The organism is Microcella sp., from assembly GCF_025808395.1.
Taxonomy (GTDB): Bacteria; Actinomycetota; Actinomycetes; order Actinomycetales; family Microbacteriaceae; genus Microcella.
This window is the reverse complement of the sequence record NZ_CP075524.1, coordinates 2,193,364-2,213,454: the sequence shown is the minus strand read 5'-3', so window position 1 is coordinate 2,213,454 and position 20,091 is coordinate 2,193,364. Positions and strand designations below refer to the sequence as shown.

Below are 20,091 nucleotides of genomic sequence, written 5' to 3'. Positions count from 1 at the left end.
CGCTGCAGCACCCGGCTAGATCGCCACCCCGCGAGACGCGAGGTCGTCGGTCAACGCCCCGCGAAGCTCGTCATCGACGACGTCGTCGACGGCGGCCATCGCGTCGCGCACCGACTCGACGCGCGTGGCGCCGATCACCGGCCACAACCCTGGCAGCAGGTCGAGCATCGCGGCGAGCGCGGCGCGATGCACCGACGAGCCGCGGTTCGCCGCGAGGGCGGCGACGCGCGGAACCCGAGTGGCCAGCGGTGCTGCGCGGGGGCCGCCGAACGGCGCATACGCCATGAAGCTGATGCCTGCCTCGTGACAGTGGCGGTACTCGGCGAAGGCGTCGACCCCGAGCCCGAGCCGGTTCTGCACTGCGTCGATGCGGGTCAGCGAGCTCGCCTGCTGCAGCACCTCGAGCGAGGCGTTCGACAGCCCGATCGCCCGCGCCACCCCCTCGTCGCGCAGCGCCGCCAGGGTGCGCACCGAGTCGTCGAGGTCATCCACCCGGTCGGCTCGATGCAGCAGGAGCAGGTCGAGCGGCGCCCCCAGAACCTCGGCGCTCAGCGCAGCGTCGGCGCGCAGTCGCTGCTCGCCGCCGTCGGTGTTCCACGCCGATGCCGAGACGCGGTAGTGGCCGGCCTTCGTGATGATCGGCACCTCCGGTCGAGCCTCTCGGCCTGCGACGGCAACTCGCTCGCCGACCGAGTCGTCGTCGACCCTGGCATAGGCGCGCGCCGTGTCGATCGCGACCGCTCCCGCCTCCACGGCCGCGCGCACCACGTCTCGAGCGCGCTCATCGGTGGCGCCCTCGTTGAGCACGAGCGCCGCCACCCCGAGCACGATTCCGGGCCGGTCGAACATGGTGCTCATCGTGACGCAGAATGCGTCGTCGCGGAAGCATCTGCCGCGAACTCGGTGCGCCACGAGCGGCGCGCCCGCCAACCCGTGTCGGCTCGCGCGCGGTCACTCGAGAAGAGCGACGCCGTGGGTGCGAGGTGCGACGCCAGCTCTGACCACTCGGGGCGCACGCGAGCGAGCACGTCGCCGAGGGGCTCTCGCACGAGCGAATCGCCGGCGCCGACGATGTAGGTCTGGCCGTTGACGACGTCGGCCGGCGCGGTGATCCACGCATGCACGAACTCGCCGGCGTCGCGAGCGTCGATGTAGTTGAACAGCGCTGTCACCGACAGCGACGGGTCGTCGAGTCGCTCGGCGATCGTGTGCCCCTGCTGCGTGACCGCACCGTGCCACTCTTCAGGCGCGACCACGAAGCACGGCCGGAAGGCGCCGATCGTGAGTGATGCAGGGTGCTGTCGCGCGGTCATCGACACGAGGTCTTCGGTGGCGGCCTTCGACATGGCGTATCCGTTCCACGGCGCGCGCGGGTGGGCCTCGTCAAGAGGGAGGTAGTGCGGCGACCATCCCTGCGGGGCGCCGTAGCCGAGCACCGTCGGGCTGCTCGCCACGAGCAGCCTGGCGACCCCGGCCGTGAGCGCGGCATCTCGCACCGAGAAGAAGAGGCCGGTGTTCGTGGCATACATCGCAGCATCGGGCGCGCTGAACGGCACCGCGATCGCGGCGAGGTGCACGATGATCTCGGGGCGAATGCGGCCGACGAGGTCGGCGGTCGCGGCGGCATCGCTCAGATCGGCGACGTACTGCTCGCCGGGGCTGCCCTCGTCGTGCACCCGATCGACCGAGATGACGTCGTGACCGGCATCGTGCAGAACCCGCACGACGCTGCGCCCCAGGCGGCCGGCACCGCCCGTGACGAGAACGCGCTGAGCCGAGCTACTGCGAGGCGACATGCACGACCGCCCCCCGCGCGCGGAGATCGTCGACAACCGCAGCGGGCGTGCCCGCGTCGACGACCACCGCATCGAAGTCGGCCAGCGGCAGCAGCGCGTGCAGGGCCCGCCGCTCGAACTTCGTGTGGTCGACGAGCATGATGCGCGTGGCGGCCTGCTCGAACATCGCCCGCTTCGTCTCGACCGATTCGGCGTTCTGGTGAAAGCACACGCCGTCGACGACCGCGGCAGACGACATCACCGCGACGTCGGCACGCAAGTGCCTGATCGCAGCGTTCGTCACGCCGCCCATGAACGCGCTGCACCACGAGTAGTAGGTGCCCCCGAGCGCCATGAGCGTCACGTCGGCAACCGAGCGAAGGTCGGTGAGCAGCGACAGCGAGTTGGTGATCACCGTGAGCGGCGTCACCGAGTGCAGCAGCGGAACGAGTGCGGCCACCGTCGTCGAGTCGTCGAGAAAGACCGACTGGCCGGGTGAGAGGTGCCCGATCGCCGCTCGCGCGATCGCGGCCTTCTCGGCGCTCTGCCTCGTCACGCGATACTGCTCGCTCGCTTCGACGAGACTCGTCGGCAGCGCCGTCGCGACGCCGCGCTCTTTGCGCACGAGCCCGCGACGCTGCAGCTCGTCGAGATCTCGATGCACGGTCATAAGCGACACCTGAAACCGCTCAGCGAGGGCCTCGATGCGCACGGTGCCTTCGGCGAGCACCGCCTCGGTGATGTCGGCGAGTCGCTCAGGGCGGGCAGCGGCGCTGCTGTCGGTGCTCACACCCGTGCTCCTGCTTCGTCGAGAATCGCGCGAATCGCTGCCGGATCATGCGCGAACCGCCCCAGGAAGAGGCCGTCGACGCCGTCGGAGAGCCGGGTCAGCAGACCCGGATTCGCGCTTCCACCGTAGATCACCGCGCTGCCTCTTCTCGCCTCCGTCGCCGACAGGGCTGAACGCACCGCGGCGACCACGGCGCGAATGTGCGCGTCGGGCGCGGGCTGCGGCGCTCCGATCGCCCAGACCGGCTCGTAGGCGACCACGACTCGGCCCTCCGGTGCGTCGGCGAGCGCCGCGTCGACCTGCGCGAGCACCACCTCGGCGGCCGCGGTTGCGGTGGTCTGCTCGGTTTCTCCGAGGCACAGCACGGGCACCATGCCGTTGCGCAGCACGGCAGCCGTCGTGCGTGCGACGAGCTCGTCGCCCTCGCCATGGTCGCGGCGCCGCTCGGCGTGCCCGACTTCGACGAATGAGCATCCCAACTCGGCCAGCACGGCGGCGCTGATGTCGCCGGTGTGCGCACCAGAGTCGTCGGGGTGGCAGTGCTGAGCACCCCACGCGATGCCCGTGCCGCGCAGAATCGATGACACCGCGTCGATCGAGGGGGCGCTCGGAAGTACGAACAGCTCGGCGGCTCTCGAGGTCAGCGCGGGATGCTCAGCGCAGGTCTCTGCGACGGTGCGAGCCCACTCGAGCATGCGGGCGTGGCTGAAGTACATCTTGCTGCTGAACCCGATGAGAGTCGACGCGCTCATGTCGGCCTGCCGCTCGCGGACTACGCGACGTGGTGCTGCTCGTAGGCGGAGATCTCGGCGACCTTCTCTGCCGAGGCCGACGACTCGTCGAACCGGTATGTCAACCACTCGCGCACGAGCCGGCGCGCGAGCTCGAGGCCGACGACACGCTCACCGAGGGTCAGCACCTGCGCGTTGTTGCTGAGCACGAGGCGTTCGACCGAGAAGCTGTCGTGCGCGGTCGCCGCCCGGATTCCGGGCACCTTGTTGGCCGCGATGGCGACTCCGAGCCCGGTGCCGCACACGAGCAGCGCGCGATCGGCCTCGCCGCGAGCCACCCTCTCTGCCGCCTCGATGGCGACGGTCGGGTACGGCGTGTGCCCGTCGGCGTCGACCCCGACATCGTGCACGTCGGCGACGAGGTCGCTCGCGAGCAGGTCGGCCTTGATCGCCTCTTTGTAGCGGTAGCCGGCGCCGTCTGAGCCGACGACGATGCGCAGCGGTTGCAGTGCGGTCATGAGGTGCTGTCTCCGAACTCGGCCGCGATGGCCGTCACGATGAGGGCGAACGAGTGCGCGCCGGGGTCTGGGGTGCCGATCGACTTCTCGGTATGGGTGCGGGCACGACCTCGACGCGGTGTCAGGTCTGCCGTGGCGGCGGCGGCGTGCGTCGCAGCTTGTGACGCCGCGTGTGCAGCACTGGCCACCGTCGCACCGCCGCTCACTTCTGCCTCGAAGGTCTGTGCGAACGGAACGAGAGCGTCGACCATGGTCTTGTCGCCCAGCTGGGCGCCGCCTCGCGCTTCGACCGCGTCGACCGCGGCCGTGATCGCCGCCGACACTCGCCGGGCATCCGGTGCTTCGTCGTTGCCGAGAACCTGACCTGCCTCCCGCAGCATCGCCCCCCACAGCGCGCCCGAGGTTCCCCCAGCGCGATCGGCCCACGCATCGCCGGCCGCCCGCAGCAGGCTCTCGGCGCCGGCCGTGCCCGAGAGCTTCGCGGCCGCCTCGTTCGCGGCGCGCGCACCGTTCTGCATGCCGATGCCGTGATCGCCGTCACCCGCGACGGCGTCGAGCCGCCCGAGCTCATCGGCAACGGCATCGATCGTGCGGGCGGTCGTCGCGAGCATGGCAGAGAGCATCCGTGCTGTCTCGATCGACTCGGGCGCGGCGTCACCGTCGACCGCCGACTCGGCATCGACTGCCGCTGCGCGTTGCACTCCGTGTGCGCTCGACGCGACCCCCTTGCGGTATGCGGGTGCCGATGCGGGCGCGGCCCACAGTCGTTCGAGCTCGTCGTCGAGCCAGAACAGGGTGAGTGAGACGCCCGCCATCTCGAAGCTCGTGACGAGCTCGCCGACCTCGGGCTGCACGAGTGTGAGCCCCGCGGCCTCGAGCCGCCGTGCAACCGCACCGTAGAGCAGAAAGAGTTCTTCGTTCTTGATCGAGCCTAGCCCGTTGACGAGGGGGGCCACTCGCGCACCGTCGCGCTCGACGCCGTCTGGCACCTCGTCGAGCAGCGTCGAGACCAGCATCTCGGCGAGCTCGTCGGCGATCGGAACATCGGTCTCGCTGACCCCGGGCTCGCCGTGAATGCCCATGCCGACACCCATGCGCCCGCGCGGCACGGTGAACAGCGGCTCGGTCGCACCCGGCAGCGTGCATCCGGTGAAGGCGACGCCCATCGTGCGCGTGCGCTCGTTGGCGCGCTCGGCGATCGCGACCACCGCGTCGAGGTCGAGCCCCTTTTCGGCCGCGGCCGCCGCGACCTTGAAGACGGTGAGGTCGCCCGCGACACCTCGGCGCGTGCGCCACTGCTCGACGGGCGCACTCGAGACGTCGTCGGTGACGATGACGGTGCGGCAGTCGATGCCGTCGGCACGCAAGCGCTCTTGCGCTTCGTCGAAGTTGAGCACATCGCCCGCATAGTTGCCGTAGCTCAGCAGCACGCCGGCGTCGCCGTGGGCCGCCCTCGCCACCGATTCGACGCGCGCGGCCGATGGCGAGGCGAAGACCTCACCCATCGCCGCACCGTGCGCGAGCCCCGGCCCGACGAGTCCGCAGAAGGCCGGGTAGTGGCCCGAGCCGCCGCCGATGACCACCGCGACCTGACCGGTCGGCGTCTCGTGCGCTCGCACGACGCCTCCCGGCACTCGCGAGACGGTGTCGCCGTGCACGGCGACGAAGCCGTCGAGCATCTCGGCGACGAAGTCGCTCGGGTCATTGGTGAGGTAGGTCATCGTCGAGCCCTGCATTTCTGTGCACGCTGGTTCGGTGGTCGCACCCGTCTCTTCTGGCGAGAGCGAGCATGACGATAATTCTAACTCAAATGCTGTTATGTATCACAGGTTGGGGTCGAAGCGCCTCGGCGGGTGCGTCGCAGCGACGAGCGCCCGCAGACTCTCGAGGTCGCCGCCCAGCCCGAGCGCTCTGGCCTGCACGAGCACATTGCCGATCGCGGTCGCCTCGACAGGCCCGGCGAGCACCGGCAGCCCTGCGCGGTCTGCGGTCAGCTGACACAGGAGCGTGTTGAGCGATCCGCCCCCCACGATGTGAATGACCGACACCTCACGATCGGCCAGTCGTGCGGCGGTGTGCGCCGCGTCGGCGAATGCGGCCGCGAGGCTCTCGACGATCGCGCGGGCGAACGCGGCACGCGAGTCGGGCACGAGCTGGCCGGTCTCGGCGATGATCTCGGCGATGCGTCGCGGCATGTCGCCGGGGGCCGAGAGCCGCGCGTCGTTCGCTTCGAACACCGCGATCGGCCCCTCGACGAGGGCGGCGTCGGCGAGCAGCGCGGGCAGGTCGATCGGCCCGTCGGTCGCCTCCCACGAGCGCACCGACTCGCTCAGCAGCCACAGCCCCGTCACGTTGTGCAAGAACCGCACGCGGCCGTCGACGCCGCCCTCGTTGGTGAAGTTCGCCTCGCGGCTGGCGTCGGTCATGACGGGATGCTCGAGCTCGAGCCCCACCAACCCCCAGGTTCCGCAGCTGATGTACGCGGCGTCGAGCTGCGCGAAGGGCACGGCCGCGACGGCTGAGGCCGTGTCGTGGGATCCGACTGCGACCACGCGCACTCCCGAGGGCGCGGCGAGCTCGGCAGCAGCATCCGTCGACAGCGGGCCGATCTCATCCCCAGGGTGCACGATCTCGGGGAGGATGCCGCGCGGCAGCCCGAGCTTCGCGATGAGCGGCTCGTGCCACTGCCGCGTGCGCGGGTCGAGCAGCCCCGTCGTCGAGGCGTTGGTCGCTTCGGCGACCGCACGCCCGGTGAGCCACCACGCCACGAGGTCGGGAATGAGCAGCACGTGCTCGGCGCGCTCGAGTCGCGAGCCCTCAGCCGCGAGCTGGAAGAGCGTGTTGAACGGCAAGTGCTGCAGACCTGTGGCCGCGTAGAGCTCGTCGGGCGGCACGAGGGCGTGCACAGCATCCACCGCGGCGGCATTTCGCTCGTCTCGATAGTGATACGGCGCGCTCAGCAGCCGCCCCTCGGCGACGAGGCCGTAGTCGACCGCCCACGAGTCGATGCCGATCGAGGTGATGAGGGGGTCTTCGGCGAGCGCCGCCCGCAGACCGGCCATGATGTGTGCGCGCAGCGCATTGATATCCCAGTGCAGCGCGTCGCCGTGGCGCACGGGGCCGTTCGCGAAGCGCGCCACTTCGACCATCTCGAGCGAGTCGGGGCCGATGACGGCGCGCATGACGCGACCGCTCGTCGCCCCGAGGTCGACCGCCGCACAGTGCACTTCAACAACGTCGCGGTATTCGGTCATCAGCGCACGAAGGCTGCAGCGACTCCGGCATCGACGGGAATGTGCAGCCCGGTCGTGTGCGAGAGGTCGGGGCCGGTCAACACCGCGACCGCGTTGGCGACGTGGTCGGGCAGCACTTCGCGCTTGAGAATGGTGCGCTGGGCGTAGAACTCGCCGAGCTTCTCTTCATCGATGCCGTAGGTCTTGGCACGGTTGGCGCCCCAGCCCGAGGCGAAGATGCCCGAGCCGCGCACGACGCCGTCGGGGTTGATGCCGTTGACCTTGACGCCGTGCTCGCCGAGCTCGACGGCGAGCAGCCGCACCTGGTGCGCCTGGTCGGCCTTGGTCGCCGAGTAGGCGATGTTGTTCGGGCCCGCGAAGACCGAGTTCTTGCTCGAGATGTAGATGACGTCGCCGCCCATGCCCTGCTCGATGAGCACGCGCGCGGCCGCCTTCGACACGAAGAACGAGCCTTTGGCCATGACGTCGTGCTGAAGATTCCAATCAGCCTCGGTGGTCTCGAGCAGCGGCTTGCTGAGCGAGAGCCCCGCATTGTTGACGACGATGTCGATGCCGCCGAACGCGAGCACGGCATCGCGGATGCCCTGCTCGACCTGTGCCTCGTCGGTGACGTTCACCTGCACGCCGATCGCGACGTCGCTCGAGCCGAGCTCGGCCGCGGCGGCCTGAGCCTTCTCGAGGTCGAGGTCAGCGATGACGACGCACGCGCCCTCGGCGACGAGCCGTGTGGCGATGGCCTTGCCGATGCCGCTCGCGGCGCCCGTGACGAACGCGACGCGCGTGGCGTGGCTCTTGGGTTTCGGCATGCGCTGCAGCTTGGCCTCTTCGAGCGCCCAGTACTCGATGCGGAACTTCTCGCGATCGCTGATCGGGGTGTAGGTGCTCACCGATTCGGCGCCGCGCATGACGTTGATGGCGTTGAGGTAGAACTCGCCGGCGACGCGCGCGGTCTGCTTGTTCGCGCCGTAGCTGAACATGCCCACGCCCGGCACGAGCACGATGAGCGGGTCGGCGCCGCGCATGGCTGGCGTGTCGGCATCGGCGTGCTTCTGGTAGTACTTCGTGTAGTCGGCCCTGTACTGCTCGTGGAGTTCTTTCAGGCGCTGGATGCTCGCCTCGACGCTCGCGCCGGCCGGCAGGTCGAGCAGCATGGGCTTGACCTTGGTGCGCAAGAAGTGGTCGGGGCAGCTCGTGCCGAGCTCGGCGAGTGCGGGGGCCTTCGCTGACGCGATGAAGTCGAGCACTCGCTCGTCGTCACTGAAGTGCCCGACCATGGGGCGGTCGTGACTCGCAATGCCGCGAATCGTCGCCGCGAGGGCGGCGGCTTTCGCCCGGCGCTCGTCGGCGGGCAGTGCCGCGAACTTCGCACGCGGGCGACCGAACGGGGCCTTCTTGCCCTTCGCGTCGAGGTAGGCCTGCGCGGTGTCGATGATCCACCGCGAGTTCGCTTCGCACTGCTTCGAGGTGTCGGCCCACGCCGTGATGCCGTGCCCGCCGAGAATGCAGCCGATCGCGTTCGGGTTCTTCGCCTTGATCGCGGCGATGTCGAGCCCGAGCTGAAAACCGGGTCGGCGCCACGGAACCCACACGACCTTGTCGCCGAAGATCTTCTTCGTGAGTTTCTCGCCGTCTTTCGCGGTCGCGATCGCGATGCCGGCGTCAGGGTGCAAGTGGTCGACGTGGGCAGCATCCACGAGCCCGTGCATGGCCGTGTCGATGCTCGGGGCGGCCCCACCCTTGCCGTGCAGGCAGTAGTCGAAGGCCGCGACCATCTCGTCTTCGCGATCGAGGCCGGGGTAGACGTCGACGAGTGCGCGCATGCGGTCGAGGCGCAGCACCGCGAGGCCCTGCTCGGTGAGCGTGCCGAGGTCGCCGCCCGAGCCCTTGACCCACATGAGCTCGACGGGCTCGCCCGTGACGGGGTCGGTGTCGGTGCCCTTCGCCGAGGTGTTGCCGCCGGCGTAGTTCGTGATGTGCGGCTCGGCGCCGAGGCGGTTGCTGCGGGCGATGAGTTCTGTCTTCGCGGTCATGAGGGTGATGAGCTTTCGAGTTGGTCTGACAAGTTGAACACTTCGGGCAGGCGGCGCGCGGCCTGGTCTGCGCGGCCCACGGTAGCGACGAAGAAGCGAGCCATCTCGGCCTCCCACTGCGTCGCGACCTCGCTCGCGGCGAGGTGCGCTTGCGCCGCTTCGTCGTCATCGACCTCGTAGTAGCCAAAGAGCGAGCCGTCGGTCTCGTCGAGAAAGAGCGAGTAGTTGCGGCGGCCGCTCGCGGAGATGACCTCGAGCATCTCGCGGCGCACGGGCGAGTGCACCGCGCGATACTCGTCGAGCAGCTCGGGGCGCACCTGCAGGCGGAAGGCGACTCTCACGCGTTCCATCCGGCCTGCTGCCCACCCACGCGCTCTTCGATGATGCGCTCGCGGTAGCCGCTCGCGGCGTAGGCGGCGAGCGGGTCGGCGGGCAGGCCGCGCGACTCGCGCCACTCGGCGAGCGGGGTGCGAACATCCGTGTAGAAGGCGTCCATGAGAATGCCGTTGGCCGCGAGCACGTCGTTGGCGCGCTGGGCGGCGTCGAGCGCCTCACGGTCGATGAGCAGTGCACGCGCGGTCATCTCTTGCACGTTGAGCACGCTGCGCATCTGGCCGGGAATCTTCTCTTCGATGTTGTGGCACTGGTCGAGCATGAACGCGACCTCGCTGCCCTCGTCATAGCCCCCGCCGCGCACGACCTCGACCATGATGCGGAAGAGCTGGAAGGGGTCGGCCGCCCCGACGATGAGGTCGTCGTCGGCGTAGAAGCGAGAGTTGAAGTCGAACGAGCCGAGCTTGCCGAGGCGCAGCAGCTGCATGACGATGAACTCGATGTTGGTGCCGGGCGCGTGGTGGCCCGTGTCGAGGCAGACCATCGCCTTGTCGCCGAGGGCGGCCACCTGGGCGTAGGCCGTACCCCAGTCGGGAACATCGGTGTGGTAGAACGCCGGCTCGAAGAACTTGTACTCGAGCACGAGTCGCTGCTCGTCGCCGATGCGCTCATAGATGGTGGCGAGGCTCTCGGCGAGGTTGTCTTGACGGCGCCGCATGTCGTCTTGGCCGGGGTAGTTGGTGCCGTCGGCGAGCCAGATCTTGAGGTCGCGCGAGCCCGTGGCGTGCATGATGTCGATGCAGTCGAAGTGGTGATCGATCGCGCGCTGACGGGCCTTCGGGTCGCTGGCGGCGAGCGACCCGAACTTGTACTCCTCGTCTTGGAAGGTGTTCGAGTTGATGGTGCCGAGCGCGACTCCGTGGCTCTCGGCGTGCGCCCGCAGGGCGTTGTAATCGTCGACCTTGTCCCACGGAATGTGCAGGGCGACGCTCGGCGCGAGCCCCGTGTGCGCGTGCACCTGCGCAGCGTCGGCGATCTTCTCGAAGGGGTCGCGCGGCGTACCGGGAGTCGTGAACACCCGAAAGCGCGTGCCCGAGTTGCCGAAGGCCCACGAGGGCAGCTCGATGGCCTGGCGCTCGAGCTGGGCGGCGATGGAGTCGAAGGTCGTCATTGACGGATGCTGCTCTCTCGTGAGGCGAATTGAATCGATTCACAACTCTAGGCGCGGGTGCTTCACGCGTCAAGTGAATCGTTTCGACTAGCCTCGCCTCATGGCGGCCGCGAGCATCAAGGACGTCGCGCGACTCGCGGGCGTCTCGGTAGGCACGGTCTCGAATGTGCTCAACCGCCCTGATCGGGTCAGTGCCGCCACCGTCGACCGCGTGCGCGCGGCCATCGACGAGCTCGGCTTTGTGCGCAACGACGCCGCGCGTCAGTTGCGCGTCGGTCGCAGCAGCACCGTCGGCCTCATCGTGCTCGATGTGCGCAACCCCTTCTTCACCGACCTCGCGCGAGGGGCAGAAGACCGCGCTGCCGCCGCCGGTCTCTCGGTGCTGCTCGGCAACAGCGACGACGACCCCGCGCGCGAGGCCGCCTACCTCGACCTCTTCGAAGAGCAACGCGTGCATGGCGTGCTCATCTCGCCGATCGGCGATGTCACTGAGCGGCTCGAGCGACTGCGTGAACGCGGCACGCCCGCCGTGCTCGTCGACCGCAGCGGAGACGGCTCGGGATTCTCAGCAGTCTCGGTCGACGACGTCGCGGGAGGCTTTCTCGCGGTGAAGCACCTCATCGAGCAGGGCCGCACGCGCATCGCCTTCCTGGGCGGCCCGCTCGAGATTCGCCAGGTGGCCGACCGACTCGAGGGCGCCCGTCGCGCCGTCGCCGAGTCGCCCGGCATCTCGCTCGAGGTCATCACAGCAGCCGGCCTCACGGTGATCGATGGCCGTCGCGCCGGTGACGAGATCGCCGCACGACCAGCCTCGTCGCGACCCGACGCGATCTTCACCGTCAACGACCTCATAGCCGTCGGAGTGCTACAGGCACTCGTCATGTCGGGCCGACTACGGGTGCCCGATGACATCGCGCTCGTCGGCTATGACGACATCGACTTCGCGAGTGCCACGATCGTGCCCCTCACGTCGGTGCGGCAGCCGAGCCACCTCATCGGAGCGACAGCGCTCGAACTGCTGCTCGATGCCACCGCCGAACCGCCCACCGAACCGCGCGACGTCGTGTTTCAGCCCGAGCTCGTCGTGCGCGCGAGTAGCCGGCCAGGGGCTCCCTAGACAATATTGGTGGGTGCGAAGACGAGCGGCTTCAAGGCACGGCTCCCAGACCAGCTCTTCGGCTCAGAGCGAGTCAACGTACCTCGCCCTGTACTCCTCGACAGTCCCTCCGAATCGTCTCTTCAGGTTAAGCACCTCAGTATTGTTCTGGTGCCAGCCTGTGTTCGTCACCTCGCTTCTCAACAGCTCTCCGGGGGTCATTGCTGCCCGCCAGGCGACGAAGGAGTCGACTTCGTACCGCACACTCACCACTCCCGGTGCGAGAGGAAGGTGCGGTCCGATCTCGGGCAAAGAGATGACCCACAACTCCTCGGTCATCAGATCAGCCACTCCGAAGAGTAGGCGAACTGTGTACCACCGTCGGAAGATCGCTGGATCCCACCATGGATCACCGTCACGCAGACTCGCCGGCGCCCCTGGCGATTTCCTCTGATACTCCAACGTCCTCTTCCACTCCGCGATGTGAGCCGCCACTCTCTCCGGTGTGGCAAGCGACCCGGGAGCCGGTGCTGCAGAGAGCGGCGTCTGGGGCAGCTTCGTTGAAGCACTCTCGAGTGCAGCGAGAAGCTCGAGATCGAGATTGACATTCTTTCCGGTGAGATCGAAGTACGCCGTCGTCGCCGCATTCAGCAACAACTCTCCAGAGGCCCAGTCTTCGCCGTCAATCATGGCCCCATCGATCGGCCTGTCGCGAAGCAGACTCCAGGCAATCGCGAAGACATCGGTCGATAGCGACGACTTACTTTCCTGCTCGGGCAGAAGCGCAGCTCTTTGTCGTTCGTCAATCAATCGCGCGAGCGCCTTCGCGAATCCAATGATGTAGGTCGCACCCCGTCCGACCAGGTCGTGCACCACGGCCTCCACCTGTTGCCCAACTTGGCCAACGTGCCGGTGTTCTGCGAGAAGCGTCAGCACTTCGCTCTCCGAAATCGGCTCGGCAGTATTCAGATCATCGGGCACAAGCTTTCGGACGTGGTCCTGGATCATCTTCTCGTGGTCGGGGAAGGCAGGGCTTCCGGCCTCGCCATCAGAACGCTGCCCTAAGGCCTTCTCGTGGTCGCCGTCAATGCGAAACACGCGCTGATACACCTGCACAGGTCCCCACTTGGGGGCATCGACGATCGGGTATCGAGCCAGCGAGTGAGTCGTCACATCTCGACGGGCAATTCGGTCGCGAATCGACTCTTCACCGTCATGATTCACAAGGATCTGATCCCACACCACGCGAGCAGATTGCCAAAACAAGACCCGGTAGAGGATCGTCGAGAACCTCGCGAACTCGCCCTCGACAGGCAACAACCACGCGCGGCGAGTGTCAGGTCGACTCTCCATCAACTACACCCCTGCATTCGTTGAGTTCCGCACTTCTCGATCGGCTTGCCCGTGCAGCAGGCGAAAGCAAACGCGAACCGGCGAGTGTCTCCTCCACAGCGAAGAGCACTGCTAGAAGAGCTCACCGCCCTGACAGCCTTACTGGAGTGGAGCAGTGCTCAACGTAGAGACATTCTCAAGCGGTGTCTAGAGTCCGCGTCGCGCGCTCGAGCAGCTCGAGCACGTGCTCGTAGGTGCGACCGGTCGCGCGCGTCATGCCGAGCTCGCACGTGCGGTTCGTCGAGGCGTGCACGTCGGCATCGGCCGCCACGACTTCGGCCGCCTGATCGGCGGTCGCCGAGGCCGTGAGCTCGGGGTGCAGCATGCCGCGATCCCCCGCGAAGCCGCAGCACCCCCACGACTCCGGCACGAAGACCTCGTCGGCGACGGCCGCGGCGATCGCGTGCGCGTCGCCATCGATGCCCATCTTGCGGGTCGAGCAGGTGGGGTGCAGCGCGAGCCGCCCCACTCGCTGCGTCACGGCGACGCGGAGCAGCACGTGCTCACGAACGAGCGTCACGGCGTCGATGACGCGTGTGCCGCTCGCTTCGAGCATCCGGTGAAAACCTTCAGTGCAACTGCTCGCATCGCTCACAATGGGCAGACGGCCACCATCGGTGAGATCCAGGATGCTCTGCAGCACCTTCTCGCGCATGACGTCGTAGCCCGCGCTGAACCCCTTCGACGACCACGGGGTGCCGCAGCACAGCCCTTCGATGCTCTCGGGCACGATGACCGAGACGTCGGCGCGCTCGAGCAGGGCGACGAGCGCCGAAGTCGCTCCGCCGCCCTCGCCGCCGGGCCCGAACATGCTCGAGACGCACGCGGGAAGGTAGACGGCGACGGGCGCATCGGCGGCGCCGCCGACCGAGCCCCGCAGTGATCGGCGCTTGGCGCCACCGCCGGGCAGCTCGCTCGAGTAGCGCGGCACGGTCTCGTGACCGAGCACGGCGCGGGCCACGGCGGTGACGCCGACGATGGGGGCAGCGGGCAGAGCGTCGGCGACACTGAGGGCCGTCGAGCCGACCCGGCTTACAGTTGCCCAATTGCGTGCCGCCGCCGACCAGCCGGCGGCGAGCACCGGCGACGCGTTCTCACGACGAAGCCGTTTCATGAGCGCCCCGGTGTCGATGCTCACAGGGCACGCCGTGGCGCACATGCCGTCAGCGGCACACGTCTGCACGCCGGCATAGTCGTAGGCCTTCGCGAGCTCGGCCGCGAGCGCTACGTCGCCCGATTCGTTCGCCGCGACCTCGGCCCGACGCACCACGATGCGCTGCCGGGGCGTGAGGGTGAGGTCGCGGCTCGGGCACACGGGTTCGCAATAGCCGCACTCGACGCAGCGGTCGACCTCTGCTTCGACGCTCGGCGAGAGCTTGATGTTGCGGATGTGCGCTTCGGGGTCGTCGTCGATGATGACACCCGGGTTGAGAATGCCTTCGGGGTCGCACAAGCGCTTGAGCTCGCGCATGACCTCGTAGAGCTCGTCGCCGTACTGACGGCGCACGAACGGCGCCATCGCGCGCCCCGTGCCGTGCTCGGCCTTGAGGTTGCCGCCATGGCTCAGCACGAGCTCGACGAGGTCGTCGGTGAACGCGAGATAGCGGCCGATCGCCTCGACGCCCTCGAAGCGGTCGGTGAGCATGAAGTGGATGTTGCCGTCTTTCGCGTGGCCGAAGATGACGCTGTCGGCGTAGCCGTAACGGTCGAAGAGCTCTTGCAGACTGCGGCACGTGTCGGCGAGCGCCTCGACGGGCACGGCGATGTCTTCGAGCAGGGCGGTCGTGCCCGACGGGCGGGCCCCCGCGACCGAGGCGTAGAGCCCCTTGCGAAACGCCCACGCTCGCGCACGCCGATGCGGGTCGGCGCTCAGCTCGAGCGGAGCCCTCAGCATCGCGTCGGGCAGCACCGCGGCACCGCGTGCAACGCGCTCGGCGAGCTCCTGAGCATCCCGCCCCTGATACTCGATGAGCAGCGCGGCCTCGTCGCCGACCTCGAAGCCGAGAATCTCGGCCGGAGCATCGGCGAGGGTCTGGCCGACCCGAATCGACGTCGCATCCATGAGCTCGAGCGTCGCCGCGCCCGACGCCACGAGTGCGGGCAGCGCCGACGTGGCGGCGTGCAAGCTCGGAAACACCGCGATGCCCGTCGCCAGCAGCGTGCGCACTTCGACGGTGCGGAAGGTCGCCTCGGCGACGAAGCCGAGCGTGCCCTCTGAGCCGATGAGCAGATGCACGAGCAGGTCGAGCGGCGACTCGTGGTCGAGAAAGCTGTTGATGCCGTAGCCCATGGTGTTCTTGAGGGCGAAGTGCCGCTCGATGATCGACACCGAGTCGGGGTTCTCGCGCACGCGACGCTGCAGGGCTATGAGCCCCTCGACGAGAGCCGGTTCGCGTTCGAGCAAGTGCTGCTCGGCATCGGGGTGCGCCGAGTCGATGACGGTGCCCGACGGCAAGACCAGAATGACCGACTCGAGCGTGCGGTAGGTGTTCTCGTCGATGCCGCACGCCATGCCGCTCGAGTTGTTGGCGACGACACCACCGATCGTGCAGGCCACCTCGCTCGCGGGGTCGGGGCCTAGCCGGTAGCCGAACCGTGACAGCCGAGCGTTGACCTGTCGCACCGTCGCGCCGGGCTGGGCTCGCACACGGCGGCCGTCGTCGAGCACCTCGATGCCGCGAAAGCGCTGCCGCACATCGACCATGACGCTGTCGCCAGACGCCTGACCCGAGAGGCTCGTGCCGCCCGAGCGGAACGTGACGTGCCGGCCGCTCTCGGCCGCTGCGCGAAGAATGGCGCCGACCTCAGCGGCATCGGCGGCGACGACGACCACTTCGGGCGTGTGCAGGTAGTGCGAGGCGTCGCTCGCGTAGGCCACGAGGTCGATCGCGCCCGTGCGCACACGGCCGGGGTCGGCCACGGCACTCAGCAACCCGGCGAGGGGCATCGTCATGTCTCCTTCGATCTGCGTCGAGCGGTCGATTCGTCGTGCACGCGTGCTGCCGCGGTGGTCATGTGGGTCGCCATCGCCGACGCCGCGGCGTCGGGGTCTGCCGCTTCGACGCTGCGGAACACCTCTTCGTGCTCGGCGAGTGCGAGTGCTGCCGCGTCGGCATCGTGCACGGCGCGATCGTCGTAGACCTGCAGCAGCGACGTCGTCACGTGCAGCAGATCGATGACGTGACTGTTGCCCGCCGTGCGCGCGAGCTCGCGGTGAAAAGCTCGGTCTGCGCGCGCGAACTCGGCGAGATCGTCGACCGTGTCGCGCATGTGCTGCACGTGCGCTGCAAGCCTATCGATGGCATCGGGTTCGGCTCGCGAGGCCGCCATGCGCGCCACGAAGATCTCGAGGCCCGAGCGCAACTCGATGAGCTCATCAGTGGTGCTCGGGCCCACGAGCAGCCCCCACCGCAGTGTCTGCGGCAGCAACTCGCTCGCGCTGCCGCGCAGGTATGTGCCAGAGCCGGGCCGCACAGAGACGATGCCGAGAATCTCGAGAGCGGCGAGCGCCTCGCGCACGGCAGACCGGCCGACGCCGAGACTCTCGGCGAGGTGACGCTCGGCGGGCAGTCGCGTGCCGGGCGCGACATCGCCGCTGAGAAAGAGGTCGAGCATGCGCGTGGCGACGTTCGAGACCGCCGAGGCCGATTGCGCCGAACCGAGTGCGCTCGTGATGGAGTCGACACCGCGAGGCTCTGCCTCTGCACCCTGGGCTGCCATGCGCTCATGCTAGTCGTGGCCGCTTGCAATTGGTCAACCGGTTTGCCACTATGGGCCGAGTGAAGACTGCAGCGCGAGTGCCGACGACGGCCCTCTCTCGATCGGCGGCCCGGTCGTGATCGGTCTGGGCTCGTACGCCTTCTTCTGGCAGCTCTCTGACCGCAACCCCGAGCGCTTCGGTCTGCGCGAGGCGTTCACGGCGACACGAGCGCTCGACGTCGGTCTGTTTCAGATCTGCGACACCGAGTCGATCGCGAGCGCCGACGAGCGCGAGCTGAGCGGGCTCGTCGACCACGCCCGCGAGCTCGAGCTCACGATCGAGCTCGGCACGAAAGGTGTGGCACCCGAGCACCTGCAGGCGTATCTGCGCCTCGCCGAACGATTCGACGCGCGACTCGTGCGCTCGATGATCCGCTTCGACGACCGCATCGACTCGGTCGAGACAGCGCGGCAGGCGATCGCGAGCGTGCTCGACGACTTCGCCGCCGCCGATGTGACGCTCGCCCTCGAGACCTACGAGCTCATCGGCACACGGGTGCTCATCGACCTCGTAGCGTCGTTCGAGAGCGAGCACCTCGGCATCTGCCTCGACCCCGGCAACGTCGTCGCCAACTACGAGTCGCCGCGCGACGCCGTCGAGTTGTGCGCGCCGTGGGTGCGCAACGTGCACGCGAAAGACTTCGCGTTCGCCCGGCAAGAGGGTTGGGTGGGCTTCACCTACAGCGGAACCCCGCTCGGCACCGGTCGCCACGACTACGCGCACCTGCTGAGCACCGTCGCTCCGCGCGAGCGGGGCATCAACGAGATCGTCGAGCACTGGCTGCCCTGGCAGCACGACCCCGAGACCACGATTCGAACCGAGCGCGAGTGGACTGCTAGCGCGCTCGACTACCTGAGGAGCATCCGATGACCAGCACCACTCGCACCATCGCCGTGATCGGCGCCGGCGGAAAAATGGGGACGCGCATCTCTGACAATCTGCAGCGCACCGAGCACACCGTGCACTACGTCGAGAACTCGCCCGTAGGGCAAGAGCGCGTCACCGCAGCAGGCCGCGCGCTGAGCTCGGCCGACGACGCGGTCGCCGCCGCCGAGATCGTGATTCTCGCCGTGCCCGACCTCGCGCTCGGTGCCGTGAGCGCTGAGCTGGTGCCGAAGATGCGCAGCGGCGCCACCCTGCTGACCCTCGACCCCGCCGCCGCATACGCGGGCCTGCTCACGACGCGCGACGACGTGACGCAAGCCGTCGCCCACCCGTGCCACCCCTCGGTGTTTCTGCAGCGCACGACGCCCGAAGAATACGCAGACACCTTCGGCGGCATCGCGGCGCCGCAAGACGTCATCGCCGCGGTCGAGTCAGACGACCCCGACCAGCGCGACCTCGTCGAGACGACCGTGCGGGCGATCTATGCCCCCGTCGTCGACGTGCACTGGGTCACGATCAAGCAGCTCGCGCAGCTCGAGCCGACGCTCGTCGAGACGATTGCCTGCATGATCGGCGCCCTCTTGAAAGAGTCGCTCGACGAAGCCGTCACGACCATGGGCGTGCCAGAGCCCGCCGCCCGCGCGATTCTGCTCGGCCACGTGCAAGTGGCGCTCGCCAACACCCTGCGCGGCGACAACCCCTTCAGCGAGGCGTGCCTCATCGCCATGGACTACGGCCGCGAGGCGATCATCAAAGACGACTGGAAGAAGGTCTTCCGCGACGACGAGCTCGACAAGAACCTCGCGCGCATGCTGCACCTCGACCACATCGAGCGCTGAATGGTGAGCACGTTCGCTCAGCACGACGTCGTCGAACTGACGCTCACCGGCCCTGAGCAGCCTCTGCCGGTGGGCGCCGAAGCTCCCGTCACGGCGCTCGTCACGCACGACGACGGCGAGAGCATCTCGGTGCCGGGTTTCTGGGATGGCGGCCGGCGGTATCTCGTGCGCATCGCGGCCTCGCGGCCGGGCCGCTGGTCGTGGTCGACGCGCAGCGCTGCTGCCGAGCTCTCGGGCGCGACCGGTGAGTTCACGGTCGTCGAGAGCGAGCATCCCGGCCCGGTTCGCGTCGCGAACATGTTTCACTTCGCCCACGCCGATGGCTCGACGCACTGGCACCTCGGCACGACCGTCTACAACTGGATGCACCAGAGCGACGAGCTCATGGCCGAGACGCTCGACTCGATCGCCGAGGCCGGGTTCACCAAGCTGCGCTTCTTGGTCTTTCCGCAGACGGGCGCCCACGTGCCGCGCATTCCCGAGCTGCTGCCCTTCGAGCACGATGCCGACGGCGGCTTCGACGTGCGCCGGCCGGTGCCCGAGTTCTTTCACCGACTCGACGCCGCGGTCGAGGCGCTCGGTGCACGCGGCATGCAGGCCGACGTGCTGATCTTCAATGCGTACGACAACGGTCGTGTGGGCCTCGACGCGCTCAGCGAAGACGACGACGCCATCTACCTGCGCTACCTCGTCGCCCGGCTCGCCGCGCACCCGCACGTGTGGTGGTCGCTGTGCAACGAGTTCGACCTCATGCAGCGCCCGTGGTCTCGGTGGGATGCCATGGGAGAACTGCTGCGCGAGGTCGACCCCTACGACCGCTTGCGCTCGATTCACAACTGGATCGAGCTGTTCGACCACAACCGCCCGTGGGTCACGCACGCCTCGATTCAGAACGCGCTCGCTCCCGCCGACTTCGGGCGCGCCGTGCTCTATCGCGATGCCTATCGCAAGCCCATCGTGCTCGACGAGTTCAAGTACGAGGGCGACACGGTCGAGCGCTGGGGCAACCTCACCGGCGCCGAACTCGTGCACCGGTTCTGGATCACGACTGTGTCTGGCTGCCACGGCACGCACGGCGAGAGCTTCGTGAAGCCCGACGACGGCCTGCACATGGTCGAGGGCGGCACCCTGCAGGGCGAGAGCCCCACGCGGTTGCGCTTTCTGCTCGACACGCTGCGCTCACTCTGGGTCACCGGCCTCGACCCCATCGACAAGTGGGACGACCCCGCCTTCGTGGCGGGGGTCGCCCGGCAGCAGTACGTGCAGTACCTCGGCCGCTCGGCGCCTGCCGAGTGGGTCTTCAGGCTGCCGCAGGGCAACACGGGAGACCGGCTTCAGCCCGGTGACGCCTTCGAGGTGACCATCATCGACACGTGGAACATGACGCGCACGCCCGTCGAGGGCCGGTTCGTGCTCGACGACGTTCGCCGCAACGACGCCTTCGCGACCGCGAGCGAACCCGTACCCCTGCCGGCGGGCGAAGCGCTCGCCCTGCTCATCACTCGAGTCGACTGACG

The 20,091-nt window shown here is 68.5% G+C and carries 17 protein-coding genes; 4 read left to right on the top strand and 13 right to left on the bottom strand.

All coding sequences use genetic code 11. The features are described from left to right. Positions 1-15: 15 nt before the first annotated feature. The 10 genes from KIT89_RS10805 to rhaI all read right to left on the bottom strand — a co-directional run bounded on the left by KIT89_RS10805 (position 16) and on the right by rhaI (position 10,602). A complete protein-coding gene (locus tag KIT89_RS10805) occupies positions 16-849 on the bottom strand; it encodes an aldo/keto reductase (RefSeq protein ID WP_297601435.1) in 834 nt (277 codons plus the stop codon). Positions 850-854: 5 nt separating this feature from the next. After that, the gene (locus KIT89_RS10800; RefSeq protein ID WP_297601433.1) at positions 855-1,796 is read right to left on the bottom strand and encodes an NAD(P)-dependent oxidoreductase; all 942 of its coding nucleotides are present in this window, start codon (positions 1,794-1,796) and stop codon (positions 855-857) included. Next, positions 1,780-2,565, bottom strand: a complete 786-nt coding sequence (locus KIT89_RS10795; RefSeq protein WP_297601431.1) for a DeoR/GlpR family DNA-binding transcription regulator — start codon at positions 2,563-2,565, stop codon at positions 1,780-1,782. The genes KIT89_RS10800 and KIT89_RS10795 overlap by 17 nt, the downstream gene beginning before the upstream one ends. Then, positions 2,562-3,317, bottom strand: a complete 756-nt coding sequence (locus tag KIT89_RS10790) for a triose-phosphate isomerase family protein (RefSeq protein WP_297601429.1) — start codon at positions 3,315-3,317, stop codon at positions 2,562-2,564. Before KIT89_RS10790 ends, KIT89_RS10795 begins: the two co-directional genes overlap by 4 nt. Before the next feature lie 20 nt (positions 3,318-3,337). Beyond that, positions 3,338-3,814 carry a ribose-5-phosphate isomerase gene (locus KIT89_RS10785; RefSeq protein ID WP_297601427.1) on the bottom strand — a complete coding sequence of 159 codons (477 nt, stop codon included), beginning with the start codon at positions 3,812-3,814 and terminating at the stop codon, positions 3,338-3,340. Next, the gene (locus KIT89_RS10780) at positions 3,811-5,535 is read right to left on the bottom strand and encodes a dihydroxyacetone kinase family protein (protein ID WP_297601425.1); all 1,725 of its coding nucleotides are present in this window, start codon (positions 5,533-5,535) and stop codon (positions 3,811-3,813) included. The genes KIT89_RS10785 and KIT89_RS10780 overlap by 4 nt, the downstream gene beginning before the upstream one ends. Before the next feature lie 102 nt (positions 5,536-5,637). After that, on the bottom strand, positions 5,638-7,068 hold the full coding sequence (locus KIT89_RS10775) for a rhamnulokinase family protein (protein WP_297601423.1): 1,431 nt from the start codon (positions 7,066-7,068) through the stop codon (positions 5,638-5,640). Next, the gene (locus tag KIT89_RS10770) at positions 7,068-9,098 is read right to left on the bottom strand and encodes a bifunctional aldolase/short-chain dehydrogenase (RefSeq protein ID WP_297601421.1); all 2,031 of its coding nucleotides are present in this window, start codon (positions 9,096-9,098) and stop codon (positions 7,068-7,070) included. The genes KIT89_RS10775 and KIT89_RS10770 overlap by 1 nt, the downstream gene beginning before the upstream one ends. Continuing rightward, positions 9,095-9,448, bottom strand: coding sequence for an L-rhamnose mutarotase (locus tag KIT89_RS10765; protein WP_297601418.1), 354 nt, complete (start codon positions 9,446-9,448; stop codon positions 9,095-9,097). Before KIT89_RS10765 ends, KIT89_RS10770 begins: the two co-directional genes overlap by 4 nt. Continuing rightward, positions 9,436-10,602 (bottom strand): L-rhamnose isomerase, encoded by a 1,167-nt coding sequence (gene rhaI / locus KIT89_RS10760; protein WP_297601415.1) that lies wholly within the window; start codon positions 10,600-10,602, stop codon positions 9,436-9,438. The genes KIT89_RS10765 and rhaI overlap by 13 nt, the downstream gene beginning before the upstream one ends. Before the next feature lie 100 nt (positions 10,603-10,702). Here rhaI and KIT89_RS10755 point away from each other — a divergent pair, with 100 nt between their 5' ends. Then, positions 10,703-11,719: a LacI family DNA-binding transcriptional regulator gene (locus KIT89_RS10755; RefSeq protein ID WP_297601411.1), complete on the top strand. Its 1,017-nt coding sequence runs from the start codon at positions 10,703-10,705 to the stop codon at positions 11,717-11,719. Positions 11,720-11,782: 63 nt separating this feature from the next. Here the strand turns inward: KIT89_RS10755 and KIT89_RS10750 are convergent, their stop codons facing one another. From KIT89_RS10750 to KIT89_RS10740, 3 genes are all read right to left on the bottom strand, one after another. Continuing rightward, entirely contained in the window at positions 11,783-13,051 is a 1,269-nt protein-coding gene (locus tag KIT89_RS10750) for a hypothetical protein (RefSeq protein WP_297601408.1), read from the bottom strand. Between the two features lie 175 nt (positions 13,052-13,226). Further along, positions 13,227-16,037, bottom strand: a complete 2,811-nt coding sequence (locus KIT89_RS10745; RefSeq protein ID WP_297603957.1) for an FAD-binding and (Fe-S)-binding domain-containing protein — start codon at positions 16,035-16,037, stop codon at positions 13,227-13,229. A gap of 2 nt (positions 16,038-16,039) precedes the next feature. Continuing rightward, on the bottom strand, positions 16,040-16,810 hold the full coding sequence (locus KIT89_RS10740; protein ID WP_297601407.1) for a FadR/GntR family transcriptional regulator: 771 nt from the start codon (positions 16,808-16,810) through the stop codon (positions 16,040-16,042). A 115-nt stretch (positions 16,811-16,925) separates the two neighbouring features. On the opposite strand from KIT89_RS10740, the gene KIT89_RS10735 reads away from it, so the two are divergent. From KIT89_RS10735 to KIT89_RS10725, 3 genes are read left to right on the top strand one after another with little or no spacing between them, the layout of a single operon-like run. Continuing rightward, positions 16,926-17,720 (top strand): TIM barrel protein, encoded by a 795-nt coding sequence (locus KIT89_RS10735; RefSeq protein ID WP_297601404.1) that lies wholly within the window; start codon positions 16,926-16,928, stop codon positions 17,718-17,720. Further along, positions 17,717-18,574: a phosphogluconate dehydrogenase C-terminal domain-containing protein gene (locus KIT89_RS10730; protein WP_297601402.1), complete on the top strand. Its 858-nt coding sequence runs from the start codon at positions 17,717-17,719 to the stop codon at positions 18,572-18,574. Before KIT89_RS10735 ends, KIT89_RS10730 begins: the two co-directional genes overlap by 4 nt. Then, positions 18,575-20,089 (top strand): DUF4038 domain-containing protein, encoded by a 1,515-nt coding sequence (locus tag KIT89_RS10725; protein WP_297601400.1) that lies wholly within the window; start codon positions 18,575-18,577, stop codon positions 20,087-20,089. Positions 20,090-20,091 lie beyond the last annotated feature (2 nt).